Raw genomic sequence first — 12,286 nt, forward strand, 5'->3', positions numbered from 1 at the left:
GATCAGCCCCCCTTTCTCGCCACGATGAGCGTGTCGTGCTCGCCGAGCGGCCGGGCCGGCTCGACGGTGAAGCCCGCCTCCTCGAGCCAGTCGCGGCACTCCCCTGCGAGGTACTCCGACCCACCGTCCGTCGTGAGCAGCATGTCCAGGCTGATCACCAGATTCTCGGCGTCGACCGGCTCGTCGGCCAGCATCCGGTCGTAGATGATCAGCGCGCCACCGGGATTGACCGCCTGGTACGCCTTCTTGATCAACGTACGTCGCTCGGCCGGGGCCCAGTTGTGCAGGACGTGGCCGATGGTCAGCACGTCGGCCTCCGGCAGCGGGTCGGCGAAGAAGTCGCCCGCGTGGAACGTGGCGCGCTCGGCCACTCCGAGTCGCTCCGCGTGCTCGTGGAACGGCTGCTCCATCGGAGGCAGGTCGAAGACGTGCACGGACAGGTGCGGGTGCGCCTGCGCGACCCGGCCCGCGAGGTTGCCCCTGGCACCGCCGATGTCGGCGTAGGACTTCACGGTGTCCCAGTCGAAGGCTTGCGCGATCAGCGGTGCCAGCATGGTGCTGAGCGCGTCCATCATGGCGAGGTAGCTGATCCGCCGGTCGGGGTCGTCGAGCATCTCGCGGAAGGCGTTCGTCACGCGAGGCTTGCCGGTGCGCAGCGCCCCGGTCAGGTCGCCCCAGGCGGGGTACAGAACCCGGTCGGAACGTTCGAGGAAGCCGCCCACGTAGGCCGCCTTGCCCGGCACGAGGTGCTCTTTCGCGGCGGGGGCGTTGGAGTAGCGCCCCTCCGCGCGCACCAGCAGCCCGAGGGCCACCAGGGTGTCGAAGAAGTCCCTGGAGGCCCGAGGATGCAGTCCGAGCCGCTCCTCGAGCTGCGGCCCGGTGAGCGGCAGCTCGTCGAGCACGGCGAACACCCTCAGCTCAAGGGCGCCGAGCAGCACCTTGGCCGTGCAGAAGGCGGTCTTGCCCAGCTGGATCAGCTCGGCGGGGCTGGTGATCTGCGGTGGCTGCGTGGTCATCGTGTGGCTCCGTTCTTCGGTGGCAGGCTCGCTCCGAGCCGGCGCTTGGGCAGCTCACTGATCACCGCGGCGTCCTGGTCGCCCAGGCCGGCGGCGACCGCGTCGGCCATGAGGTCGCCCGCGCCCTCCGTCAGCGGAAGGTAGATCCCTCTGGCCATGGCGTCGTTGGCGGCCAGCCGGAGGTCCTTCTCCATCAGCCGCGCCTTGAAGGCCGCGGGCTCGTAGCAGCGCTCGCGCATGAACGCGGCGCGGAAGGCTAGAACCGGTGAGCTGAATCCGCTGTTGGCGATGACGTCGATGAGCAGGTCACGGTCGAGCCCGGCGCTGACGCCGTACGAGATCGCCTCGGTGAAGCCCACGGTCTGCACGCCGAGCAGAAGGTTGAAGGCCAGCTTCATCGTGGCGGCCGCACCCGCCGAACCCAGGTAGCGGATGTCCTGCCCGAGCACTCCGAGCAGCCCGCCGGCGGCCTCCACCTCGTCGTGCTCGCCCGCGGTGAAGATCCGCAGACCGCCGCTGCGCGCCATCGCCGGGTTGCCCAGGACGCACGCCTCGACCCGGGCGATCCCCGCGGCGGACAGCCGCGTGGCCGCCATGCGGGCGTACAGCGGTGAGGTGGTGGTGGTGTCCACCACCACGGTGCCCCTCCTCAGCTCCGGCAGCATGGCCTCGAACAGCACCTGCTCGACGGCCGACTCGTCGCTCAGGCTGAGCAGCACGATCGGCGTGTCCGCCGCGGCCTGCGGGCTGGTGGCCGCCCGCGCGCCCGCCTCCACGAGCGAGGCGACCTTGGCGGGGGTGCGGTTGTAGACGGAAAGGGGATGGCCCGCCTCGAGCAGCCGGTGTCCCATGCCCGCACCCATCGCGCCGCTCCCGACGAGTGCGACGTGTGGCAGGCTCATGGCGTCCGAGCTCCGGCCGGCAGGGTGTCGGCGGACAGCTGCGAGATGCAACGCATGGTCGCGTCGCGAAAATACCGCCCGAACGCCTCGGGCGTGCCGGTGTCACGGGTCTCGGCGAGATAGGGCGCCAGTTTCGCTTCCAGCTCGTGCACGCCCTTGTGCCTGGCCATGTTCCTGGCCACGTGCACCAGGTCGCCCTCGTAGTGGATGACCCGGATCATCACCTCACCCTTGATGAACACCGCCGTGCCCACCAGGCGGCCCGCCTCCTTGCCCTCGCCGTCGACCAGCACCGGCGTGGGGACACGCTGGAATGCGGCGAAGATCTCCGCGATCTCGTCCTCGTGGCCGGGCTTGACCGCGTACGTGATGGCTGCGTACGGCATCAGATTCCTCCATCGACGTTCAGAGTGGTCCCGGTGACGTACCGGGACAGGTCGCTGGCGAAGAACAGCACGGCGCCGACCACGTCGTCGGTCGTGCCCAGCCGCCCCAGGGCGGTCATCCCGGCCAGCCGTTCCCGCAGCGGGGGCGGCGGGCCCAGGCCCTCCCCCTTGTCGATCACGCCAGGCGCTACGGTGTTGAGCCGGATGCCGCGGGGGCCCAGCTCTTTGGCCAGGGATCTGGTCAGCCCGATCAGCGCGGCCTTGGAAGCCGTGTAGTGGGCGGTCGCCGGGCGTCCGCGCAGCGCGGCGGAGGCGCCCACGTAGATCACGGATCCGCCCTCGGACAGCAGCGGCAGCGTCGCCTGGGTGACCAGGAACGAGGCAGTGAGGTTCGCGTCCATCACGCGGTCCCACTCCTCGCCCGTCAGCTCGCCCACGGGCGCCTCGCCGGCCACGCCGACGTTGTTGATCACAACGTCGAGCCCGCCGTACGCGTCCGCGCAGGCACCGGCCAGGCGGTTCACGTCGTCCTCGCTGGTGACGTCCGCGCGGACGACGTGGTGGTGGTCGCCGAGCTCCTTGAGCTCCCGGGCCAGGTCGTCGGCCTCCGCGCCGGCTCTGCCGTGGCAGGCCACCACCTTGGCGCCGCCACGGGCGAGGGCGAGCGCGCTCGCCCTTCCCAGACCCCGCGTCCCGCCCGTGACGAGGACGCGCTTGCCGGATATCGCCAGGTCCATCATTCCTCCGTTCGTTTGCGATCCGGTTCATGCCACCGCGACGGCGGCCGCGTTGACGGCCAGTGCCACCACGGCGAGTACGGTCCGCAGCAGGTGCCACCTGCGCCACACCGGGCGAGGGTCCGCCCAGTCGGCCGGGATCGCCGCGGGGTCGAGCACCTTGACGCGCCGGTTGATGGGCACGTTGCACAGGTGCGACACCAGCGACACCCCCACCGTCAGCACGGCGGCGGCCACGAAGAGCGACCGCGGCCCGCCCGCCGGCGTCATGATGGCCAGCAGCACGTCCACCAGCGCCGTGGTCAGCACGATCAGCGGCATCGTGGGGTCGTAGTTGCGGCCGAGCAGCTCGTGGGTCTGCACGTAGCGGTCGGGAGGCAGGGCACGCAGCGCCGGCACGACACTGAGCGCGACGCAGAAGAGCACTCCCGCGGTCAGGCCACTGCCCAGCACCGCCACGGCGCCCAACAACTCCCGCATGCGCGCCTCACCTCCCCTCGGCGTACGCCGTGCTCCTGCCGCTGTACTCGGCCTGGACCGTGTAGACGCCGAACGACGCGCCCCGCGAGCGGTCCTGCAGGGGACGCAGCGGCGCGGTGGTCGAGCGGTGCGACTCCCCCTCCTCCCAGGCGCGGAAGGCGTCGAGGTCACGCCACTCGCTCAGCACCACGAACCCGTCGCGGTCGTGCTCGGAGCGGAGGAGTTCGTTGCCGAGCAGTCCGGGCGTTCCCGTCAGACCGCGGCTGATCCGGTGGTAGGCATCCTCCACGGCCTGCGTCCCGGCGCCGGCCGCCGTGACGAAGACGAGGACGCGCACCCGGCCGCTCATGGCCGCCGTACCGTCTCGCGCGACATGTCGTAGACCACGTTCATGGTGGTCATCGAGCCGCCCGACCGGTACGGATGCAGCTTCGTACGGTGCTCCAGGTGGCGCTCGCTCCGTTCGAACTCCCTGAAGCGCTGCTCGTCGACCCAGTCGCTGATGATGTAGTAGACGCCCGCCTCTTCCGCGCTCTTGGACAGCCACTGGCCGCGGTTGGCCGGGTGCTGCGTCACCGCGTCGCCGACCTCGTACCACGTCTGTTCGAATGCTTCGTCCATGCCGGGCTTGATCTGCATGCGCAACATCACCCGGAAGGTCCCAGCGGTCATGTCAGATGCCCCCGTCCACGTGGATCGTCTCGCCACTCACGAAGCTCGACAGGTCACTGGCCAGGAAGAGCACCACGTTGGCGATCTCCTCGGAGGCGCCGAGCCGGCCGAGCGCGATCAGGTTCCTGTAGCGCTCGCGCACCGGGGCGGGGATGTCCATCCCGGTGTCCACCGGTCCGGGCGCGACGACGTTGACGCGGATCCCCTGGGGACCGAGCTCCTTGGCCAGCGACCGGGTCAGCCCGATGAGGCCGCTCTTGGCCGCGGTGTAGTGGGCGCGCAGCGGCACTCCCACGGTGGCCACCCGGGAGCCCACGTTGACGATGGAAGCGCCCTGTCCCAGCAGCGGCAGCGCCTTTCCGACGACGAAGGCGGCACCCGTGAGGTTGGTGTCGACGACGCGCCGCCACTCCTCGGCCGTCAGCTCCGCGAACGGGATGTGGCTGATCGCGCCCGCGTTGTTGACGATGACGTCGAGCGCGCCGTACCGAGACCGGCACTCCTCGACGAGCCGCTCGACCTCCTCCGGCCGGCCGACGTCCGCCTTGATCACGTGGTGGTCGTCACCGAGTTCCTTCAGCTCCCTGGCGAGTTGCTCGGCCGCCTCGCCCTCCTGCCGGTAACACGTGATGACGTCGGCGCCCGCCCGGGCCAGCCCGAGCACGATGGCCCGTCCGATGCCCCGGGTGCCGCCGGTGACGATCGCCTTCTTCCCGGCGAGTCGCAGTTCCATGGTCGTCCCTTCACATTGAGATGAGGGCGGTCGCGGCCCAGGCGTTCACGCCGAACGCCACCAGGGCCAGGACCGTGCGGGTGAGGTTCCAGCCGCGCCAGCGCATCCGCGGATCCCGCCGCTCCCAGTCGGGCGGGCGGGCGGCGGGGTCGAGCGAGGTCACGTACCGGTTGATGGGCACGTTCTTGACGATGGAGATCGTCATTACGACGAGCAGCAGCCCGGCCGCGGCCGCGAACAGGGTCCGGGGCACGGCCGCCGGCACCACGAAGATCAGCACGACATCCAGCACGCACGTGAGCGCGTTGACGATCGGCATGAACGGGTCGTACCGCGACCACAGGAAGCGGGTCGCCACGACGTACCTGTCGTACGGCTGCGCCAGCATCCACGGCACGACCCCGATGACGGTCGAGAGCATGACGCCGGCCGCGAGACCGTTGCCGACCAGCGCCAGCGGCACCAATACCTGGACGAGCACGTCATGCCGGAGTCGACGCCGCGCGGGCGGCGCTCTCGACTCGTTCCTTGATGCGGCGCATCTGCACGACCGTGTTGTGGTTGATGCGATCGGTCATGGCCGCGTCGTCGACGGGGGCTTCGGGCTTCATGTGGAAGTCCTGGATCCAGCGCATCCGCACCCCGTCCTGGGTGGCGGTGTAGTCCCACCGGATCTTCATGTACTCGAACGGCCCGGTCTCGACCCGCTGCGCGCGGGCGGTGCCGGCCTGCCGATCGATCACGCGTTCGGAGACCCAGCTCCAGACCTTGCCGTTCTCGTCGGGGTGCATCGTCAGCCGGAAGCGCACCATGTCTCCCTCGCGGTGCAGAATCTCCGCCGAGGCGTACTCGCTGAACAGTCCCGGCCACGACTCCACGTCGTTGGTCATCTCCCAGACCAGGTCGAAAGGCGCCGCGATGACGATCTCGTTGTCCGTGTGACCTGCCATGACGTCACTCCTAAGCAGCCGACAGGCGGTGGTTGACGAAGTCGAGCGTCTGGCGGGGCGTCTTCAGCTCCTCCATGGCGTCGTCGGGCACCTCGATGCCGTAGTCGCGCTCGACGCGGGCCCCCATCTCCAGAACCGCCAGCGAGTCCAGGCCCAGCTCCTTGAACGACACGTCGAGGATGTCGGCGTCGAGGTCTGCCGGTCCGCCGCATTCGCGCATGATCCGCTTCAGCTCGTCCAGCCGGAGTTCTGTCTTGTCCACGTCTTCCTCCTTCTGTGGTGATGTGCGGCCTCAGCCGCCTGCCGCGCGAACCACCACGGCGGAGTTGAATCCGCCGTGGCCACGGGCCACGACCAGCGCGGTCCTGACCCTGGCCGCCCTGGGCACGTCCAGGACGAGGTCGATGTCGCAGCCCGGCGCCGGCCGGGTGACGTTCGTGGTCGGGGGGATGACGGAGTGGTGCACGGCCAGCAGTGCCGCGGCCACGTCGAGTGCCGCGCCGCCGGCGTAGAGCCGGCCCGTCATGGTCTTGGGCGCCGTCACCGGCACACCGCCGGGCCCGAAGATCTCGGCCAGCACCCCGGCCTCCTGAAGATCCGCCTCCGGGACGCCCTTCGCGTCGGCGAAGACCACGTCGACGTCGCCGGGCGCGATCCCGGCGTCCGCGAGCGCCCCCTTGACGGCCCTGAGCAGTCCCGGCGGCCGGCCGGAGCCAGGCGCCGGGTCGAAGGTCGCCGCGTACCCCGCGATCTCGCCGTAGATCCGTGCGGCGCCGCGCGCCCTGGCTGCCCTCTCCTCCTCCATGACCAGGATCGCGCCGCCCTCCCCCGGCACGTAGCCACAGGCCTCGGCGTCGAAGGGCAGGTAGGCGCGGGCGGGGTCGGCGGATCGGCTCAGCATTCCGGTGGGGAGCTGGGTGACCAGACCGTACGGACTCAGCGAGGCGTCGGTCCCGCCGGTCAGCACCATCCCGGCCCCCTGGCGCAACGCCCGCCGCGCCTGCGACAGGGCGTCCAGGCCGCCGGCCTGCTCCGTGGCGATCACCCCGCAGGGGCCGCGCATGCCGTGACGGATGGAGATCTGGCCGGTGGAGGCGGCGTAGAACCAGGCGATGGACTGGTACGCGCCCACGTGGCGCGGGCCGTTGCTCCACAGCGCCTGGATCTCTCGCTGCCCGAACTCGTTGCCTCCCGAGGAGTTGGCCGTCATCACGGCCATCTCGTACTCGGGCTGCCGCGCCGGGTCGATCCCGGCGTCGGCGAGGGCCATTTCGGAGGCCACCAGCGCGAGATGGGTCATGAGGTCGGTCTGCACCGTGATCTTCGCGGGCAGGTGCTCGTCCGCGGCGAACCCGCGAACCTGACCGGCCAGGGTCAACGGATACGGCTCAGGGTCGAACCGGGTGATGCGGCCGATCCCGCTGCGGCCCGCGAGCGTGGCGGACCAGAACTCCTCGGTGCCGAGCCCGTTGGGAGCGGTCGCGCCGATGCCGGTGACGACGTACCTCGTGGTCACGGGCTCACCTCCCGGGGTGCGCGAGCACCATCGCGGTCTGGAAGCCGCCGAACCCGCTGCCCACGGTCAGGACGCCCTCCACGACCTGCTCCCGGGCGGTCAGCGGCACGTAGTCCAGATCGCACTCCGGGTCGGGGTCGCGCAGGTTGGCCGTGGGAGGGACGGCCTGATGCTCGATCGCCAGCGCGCACGCGGCGACCTCGATGGAGCCGATGGCGCCCAGCGAATGGCCGACCATCGACTTGATCGAACTCACGGGCACCTCGTGGGCACGCGGGCCCAGGCTGCGCTTGAACGCGGCGGTTTCGTGGCGGTCGTTCTGCTTGGTGCCCGAGCCGTGCGCGTTGACGTAGTCGATGTCCTCGGGTACGAATCGGGCCTCGTCCATCGCGGCCCTGATCGCCTCGGCCATCTCCCTGCCGTCGGGTTTGAGCCCGGTCATGTGGAAGGCGTTGCTGCGGGCGGCGAAGCCCACCACCTCGCAGTAGATGTGAGCGCCGCGGCGGATCGCCAGCTCCCGCTCTTCGAGCACCATCACCGCCGCGCCCTCCCCGAGCACGAAGCCGTTGCGGCTGGCGTCGAAGGGGCGGGCCGCATGCTCGGGATCGTCGTTCCTGGGAGTGGTGGCCCTGATCGCGTCGAAGCACGCCACGGTGATCGGCGATATGGGGGCGTCGGTGGCGCCCACCACGGCGACGTCGGCGGCGTGCTCCTGGATGAGGTGGTAGCCGTGTCCGACGGCGTCCAGCCCCGACGTGCACCCGGTCGAGGTCAGCGAGACGGGTCCTTCCGCCCCGCACGCCCAGGCCACCTCGACGGCCAGGGTGCTGGGGACCAGGTAGTCGTACAGGTGCGGGACTGCGTACGCGTGGTCGACGTGCCATCGGCTGCCTCCGTCGCTGGCCACGACGTACTCCTGCTCGAGGCTGATCGTGTTGCCGACCGCGCTGCCCACGCTGACCGCGAGGCGCTCGGGCGGCACACTCTCCCCGTCCAGCCCGCTGTCCTGCCACGCCTCCCTCGCGGAGATCACCGCGAGCTGCGCGGCGCGGTCCATCCTGCGGGCCTCCTGCGGCGACAGCCCCTCCGCGCGCGGATCGAAGTCACACTCGGCGGCCACCCGGGAGCGGAAGCCCGTGGGGTCGAAGAGCGAGATCGTCCGGGTCGCCGTCCGTCCCGCCATGAGCAGCTCCCAGAAGGCCTTGGTCCCGATGCCCCCTGGGGTCGCCGTGCCGATGCCGGTGATGACCACCCGCCGTCCGCCCGTCACGGCTCCACCTCGCCGGCCTCTTCCGGGTACGGCTCGGTGTCGACATGGCCCAGGTCCGGCCTCGGAGCGAGCGGGCACATCATGAAGATCGCGAACGCCTCTCCGCCGCCGCGGTTCATCACACGGTGCCGGGCGTTCTTGGGGATCACCATGCCCTCGCCCTCGGCGAGTTCCAGCTCCTGGTCGCCGTCGATCCGCACCACCATCGTCCCGCGGGACACATAGAGGAACTCCTCCGAGTACGGGTGGTAGTGCTCGGAGACGTACTCGCCGGGCTGGAGTGTGAGCACCCCCATGAAACCGGAGCTGGTCCGCGTGGTCTTGGGGCTCAGCAGCACGCGGATCTCACCACCCCGGCGCCTGTTCACCACTGTCTCGGCCAGGCCGACCTTGCTGAGAGGTCCTTCGTCCGTCGTCGGGCTCGCCTCGGAAGGCGCGACACCGGTGTCAGACACGCCGTCCACCATGTCCTTTCTCCCATTCGTAGAACGGGGTGGCCATCGCGTCGCGCGGGCCACGCCAGCTGGGGTCGTAGGGCAGTACGTACGGAGCCAGCCGGTCGCTGACGTCCCGGAACAGCCGGTGCTGCCGTACCTCGTCCACGCGCGCGGGAACGTCGGTCTCCGCCTCGGCCAGATGGAAGTACAGGTCGTGGAAGTGAAAGAGCGTGCGACGGGTGACGCCGACCAGCCCTGGCAGTTCCGTGGCGTCGGAGTCGGCGAAGATGTCCGCCACCGAGTCGGCGTCGGCAGGCTCCATCCTGGCGACGATCAAGGTACGGCGCATGTGCGTCTCCTTTCAGTCCAGCACGATGGCGCGGGGCCCTTCCTGATGCCGGTGCGCTCATACCGCCGCCCGGCCACCGTCACGGGTCCCGGCCAGCTGCTCCAGTTCGGTGACCAGAGTCGCCGGGGCCGGGTGCGCGGCCATCTCCACGCCGAGGCGCCCGGCCGCACGTTCGTGATCGGCTGAGGCGAGCAGGCCTGCGACCGTGTCGCGGATCTCCGCCATGCCGAAACCGTCAGCCGGCTCCATGGCGGCCCCCGCGCCGGTGGCCGCCAGCCGCCTGGCGTGTCCGATGTGGTCGGGGAGCTGCGGCAGCGCGAGCTGTGGCAGCCCGTTCACCAGGCCGGTGAGCATCGAGCCCGCTCCTCCGTGGTGCACCAGCAGGTCGGCGCCGCGCGTGAGCAGGCGGAGCGGGACCGACTCCACCACCCGTACGCCAGGTGGCAGCGGTCCGAGCAGGGCGCGCTGCCCGGAGGCGATCGCCAGGACGATCTCCACGTCCAGGCCGGCCAGGGCGCGGGCCACGTGCCCGGCGAGGAAATGCTCATGGCCGAGCCTGGCCATCGTCGTCCCCCAGGTCACGCAGACGACGGGGCGGTCCCGCCGTTCCGGCGGCTCGGCGGGGACGCGGTCGTGCACGCCCTGGTAGGGCAGATAGCGCATCCGCCGCCTGGTTCCGGGCACCTGGCCCTGCAGCGTGACAGGGCAGGGATCGATGGTCAGCGCGCCCATGGGATCCACCGGGCCGACGCCGAGCTTGTCACCGACGGGCTCCAGCGCCCCGATGATCGCTTCCCTGGCCGGGACGAGCAGGTCCGTCCCGTACAGCTGACGGACCGCCGGCACGCCGGCCACCGCCGCAGCCAGCGGGCCGGCCCAGGCGGTGGGGTCGTACACGACCAGGCCGGGCTTCCAGTCGCGGGCGAAGGCCGCCAGGTCGTCGGCCATCGCCACGGCCAGATCGACGAACATGCTCAGCGCACGCGGCGTCCGCGCCGCCGGGTCGCCCGCCACCGGGCGTGACGGCCGTCCGTTGCCGGTCCTCGGCCCTTTGACGAAGCCGCGTATGACACCCGTCACATCCACCGCCCGGCCGACGCTGACGGGGGTGAGGCCCGCTCGGAGGATCACGTCCTGGGCGTCCGGCGGGACGGCCACGCGTACCTCGTGCCCCGCCGCCAGGCAGGCCCAGGCCAGAGGGACCATGGGATACAGGTGCGAGGGCCAGGCCCACCCTGTGAACAGCACGCGCATGGACCGACGCCTCCTGTCGTGTCGGGATCCGGTCATCCGAACCCTGACAGCTCCCCCTCGAAGGCCGGACGATGACGCGGCCCGCCCGGAGCGGCGTCATCGACCGCTCTTCGAGCATTCTGCGAGCGAAGCTCCTTAGCGTGACTCGACATCTAACTGGTTCGCCCGTCGATCGTCAGGGAGTGGTTCATGGATCTCGGCCTCGCCGGCAAAGTCGTCCTGATCACGGGTGGCAGCGGCTCGATCGGCGGCCACCTCGCGCGCGCGTTCGCCGCAGAAGGCGCCAGTGTGGCCGTCACCTACCACCGCAACGAGTCCGGCGCGTACCGGGTGGCGCAGGACGTGCGGGCCCTGGGCGGCAAAGCGACCACCGTCCGGTACGACCTGACGGATCGCGGCTCCATTCAGGCCGCCTTCGACGCCGTCGCCGCAGAGTGGGGTGGCGTGGACGTGGTCATCGTCAACGCCTCGGCCATCCCGGGGACGAAAGTGCATCCCGTCGCCTTCGAGGACATCCCCGTCGAGGAGTGGCAGCCGTTCCTGCGTGCCGACGTCGAGGGCTCCTTCCACACCGTGCAGGCGGCCCTGCCCTGGATGAAGAAGCAGGGGTGGGGGCGCATCGTGTTCATCTCGGCCAACATCGTCCAGCGCGGGGCCGCCGGCGACGAGGCGTTCGTCGCGAGCAAGATGGCTCTGCACGGGCTGAGCAGGACGCTGGCGACCGAGCTCGCGCCGCAGGGAATCCTCGTCAACGTCGTCGCGCCGGGCCCCACCGTCACGCGCGGCTTCCTCGCCCGGGTCCCGGAGGAGTTCAGGAAGGATCTGGCCGGCAAGTCGCCGGAGCAGATCAAGCGCGCTCTCAACAAGGGCAGACCGGCCGGCCACATCTCCACGCCCGATGACATAGCCGGGCTCGTCCTGTACTTCGCCTCCACGGTCAACGGCAACGTCACGGGCAGCGTGGTGCACGTCGCCGGAGGCAACTAGGCGCCCTGCCGGCCCGGGGTCCGGCTCCGGGCCGGCTCCGGAAGCCAGGGTCCGGCTTCCGGGCATGGGTGCGGCCGATCCCGGCCTCGCGGGCCGGGATCGGCCGGGGGCGGCGATCAGTAACGCACCGCCGTGGTGCGGGACTCGATCGTCTCGGTCTGGTTCCCGCTCGTGTCGTAGACCGTGCCGGTTCCCGACGACGAGAAGGTCTTCTGTGTCACGGTGCCTGAATGAGCGATGTCCAGGGTGCCCACCCAGGTGCCGTCAGGCATGAACATGTGGTGCCTGAAGGTGAAGTCGAAGCGGAACGAGCCGTGTGCCGTCCACTTGCCCAGCCCGAGATCTCTGATCCGGGTGTTGGTGCAGATGACCAGCCCCGTGTTGGTGAACAGGAAGAGCCCCTTCTCCGCCGGGTTAGGCCCGGGGAACACGATGTCCACGTGCCAGGTGCCGATGAGGGAGTGCGCCCGCCCTTCGATGTCCGCGTTCGCCACGTCGGCGCTGAGCAGCGCCGCCAGTCCCGCAGCGGGCGCGAGCACCGCGCTCCTCGACAAGAGCCTACGACGATCGATCGTCTTTGCCACTGACCCTCCAACG

At 70.6% G+C, this 12,286-nt stretch carries 18 protein-coding genes; 1 reads left to right on the forward strand and 17 read right to left on the reverse strand.

The features are described 5' to 3' along the window. Positions 1-2 precede the first annotated feature (2 nt). The 16 genes from E1295_RS12570 to E1295_RS12645 are packed head-to-tail and all read right to left on the reverse strand — an operon-like array spanning position 3 to position 10,702. On the reverse strand, positions 3-1,016 hold the full coding sequence (locus E1295_RS12570) for a methyltransferase (protein ID WP_132630433.1): 1,014 nt from the start codon (positions 1,014-1,016) through the stop codon (positions 3-5). Next, entirely contained in the window at positions 1,013-1,918 is a 906-nt protein-coding gene (locus E1295_RS12575; protein WP_132630434.1) for an NAD(P)-dependent oxidoreductase, read from the reverse strand. The genes E1295_RS12570 and E1295_RS12575 overlap by 4 nt, the downstream gene beginning before the upstream one ends. Further along, positions 1,915-2,304, reverse strand: coding sequence for a SchA/CurD-like domain-containing protein (locus tag E1295_RS12580; RefSeq protein WP_132630435.1), 390 nt, complete (start codon positions 2,302-2,304; stop codon positions 1,915-1,917). Before E1295_RS12580 ends, E1295_RS12575 begins: the two co-directional genes overlap by 4 nt. Next, entirely contained in the window at positions 2,304-3,041 is a 738-nt protein-coding gene (locus tag E1295_RS12585; RefSeq protein ID WP_132630436.1) for an SDR family NAD(P)-dependent oxidoreductase, read from the reverse strand. The genes E1295_RS12580 and E1295_RS12585 overlap by 1 nt, the downstream gene beginning before the upstream one ends. A 27-nt stretch (positions 3,042-3,068) precedes the next feature. Continuing rightward, positions 3,069-3,521, reverse strand: coding sequence for an anthrone oxygenase family protein (locus E1295_RS12590; protein ID WP_132630437.1), 453 nt, complete (start codon positions 3,519-3,521; stop codon positions 3,069-3,071). A gap of 7 nt (positions 3,522-3,528) precedes the next feature. Continuing rightward, the gene (locus E1295_RS12595) at positions 3,529-3,870 is read right to left on the reverse strand and encodes an antibiotic biosynthesis monooxygenase family protein (RefSeq protein WP_132630438.1); all 342 of its coding nucleotides are present in this window, start codon (positions 3,868-3,870) and stop codon (positions 3,529-3,531) included. Further along, the gene (locus E1295_RS12600; RefSeq protein ID WP_132630439.1) at positions 3,867-4,193 is read right to left on the reverse strand and encodes an antibiotic biosynthesis monooxygenase family protein; all 327 of its coding nucleotides are present in this window, start codon (positions 4,191-4,193) and stop codon (positions 3,867-3,869) included. Before E1295_RS12600 ends, E1295_RS12595 begins: the two co-directional genes overlap by 4 nt. A gap of 1 nt (position 4,194) precedes the next feature. Continuing rightward, the gene (locus E1295_RS12605; protein WP_132630440.1) at positions 4,195-4,926 is read right to left on the reverse strand and encodes an SDR family NAD(P)-dependent oxidoreductase; all 732 of its coding nucleotides are present in this window, start codon (positions 4,924-4,926) and stop codon (positions 4,195-4,197) included. 10 nt (positions 4,927-4,936) lie between these two features. Next, entirely contained in the window at positions 4,937-5,407 is a 471-nt protein-coding gene (locus tag E1295_RS12610; RefSeq protein WP_220448677.1) for an anthrone oxygenase family protein, read from the reverse strand. Position 5,408: 1 nt separating this feature from the next. Then, positions 5,409-5,876 (reverse strand): SRPBCC family protein, encoded by a 468-nt coding sequence (locus E1295_RS12615; protein ID WP_132630441.1) that lies wholly within the window; start codon positions 5,874-5,876, stop codon positions 5,409-5,411. Between the two features lie 10 nt (positions 5,877-5,886). Further along, on the reverse strand, positions 5,887-6,138 hold the full coding sequence (locus tag E1295_RS12620; RefSeq protein ID WP_246063724.1) for an acyl carrier protein: 252 nt from the start codon (positions 6,136-6,138) through the stop codon (positions 5,887-5,889). 30 nt (positions 6,139-6,168) lie between these two features. Continuing rightward, positions 6,169-7,392 (reverse strand): ketosynthase chain-length factor, encoded by a 1,224-nt coding sequence (locus E1295_RS12625; RefSeq protein WP_132630442.1) that lies wholly within the window; start codon positions 7,390-7,392, stop codon positions 6,169-6,171. A 4-nt stretch (positions 7,393-7,396) separates the two neighbouring features. After that, entirely contained in the window at positions 7,397-8,662 is a 1,266-nt protein-coding gene (locus E1295_RS12630; RefSeq protein ID WP_132630443.1) for a beta-ketoacyl-[acyl-carrier-protein] synthase family protein, read from the reverse strand. Next, positions 8,659-9,117 (reverse strand): cupin domain-containing protein, encoded by a 459-nt coding sequence (locus E1295_RS12635; protein ID WP_246063725.1) that lies wholly within the window; start codon positions 9,115-9,117, stop codon positions 8,659-8,661. Before E1295_RS12635 ends, E1295_RS12630 begins: the two co-directional genes overlap by 4 nt. Continuing rightward, positions 9,110-9,448, reverse strand: coding sequence for a TcmI family type II polyketide cyclase (locus E1295_RS12640; RefSeq protein WP_132630445.1), 339 nt, complete (start codon positions 9,446-9,448; stop codon positions 9,110-9,112). The genes E1295_RS12635 and E1295_RS12640 overlap by 8 nt, the downstream gene beginning before the upstream one ends. 57 nt (positions 9,449-9,505) lie before the next feature. Next, positions 9,506-10,702 carry a nucleotide disphospho-sugar-binding domain-containing protein gene (locus E1295_RS12645; RefSeq protein WP_132630446.1) on the reverse strand — a complete coding sequence of 399 codons (1,197 nt, stop codon included), beginning with the start codon at positions 10,700-10,702 and terminating at the stop codon, positions 9,506-9,508. Between the two features lie 189 nt (positions 10,703-10,891). Here E1295_RS12645 and E1295_RS12650 point away from each other — a divergent pair, with 189 nt between their 5' ends. Further along, positions 10,892-11,689, forward strand: a complete 798-nt coding sequence (locus E1295_RS12650) for an SDR family NAD(P)-dependent oxidoreductase (RefSeq protein ID WP_132630447.1) — start codon at positions 10,892-10,894, stop codon at positions 11,687-11,689. Positions 11,690-11,805: 116 nt separating this feature from the next. Here E1295_RS12650 and E1295_RS12655 read toward each other — a convergent pair whose 3' ends face one another. Beyond that, the gene (locus E1295_RS12655) at positions 11,806-12,228 is read right to left on the reverse strand and encodes a hypothetical protein (RefSeq protein ID WP_132630448.1); all 423 of its coding nucleotides are present in this window, start codon (positions 12,226-12,228) and stop codon (positions 11,806-11,808) included. Between the last annotated feature and the right edge of the window lie 58 nt (positions 12,229-12,286).

It is taken from the genome of Nonomuraea mesophila (genome assembly GCF_004352805.1).
Classification (GTDB): Bacteria; Actinomycetota; Actinomycetes; order Streptosporangiales; family Streptosporangiaceae; genus Nonomuraea; species Nonomuraea longispora.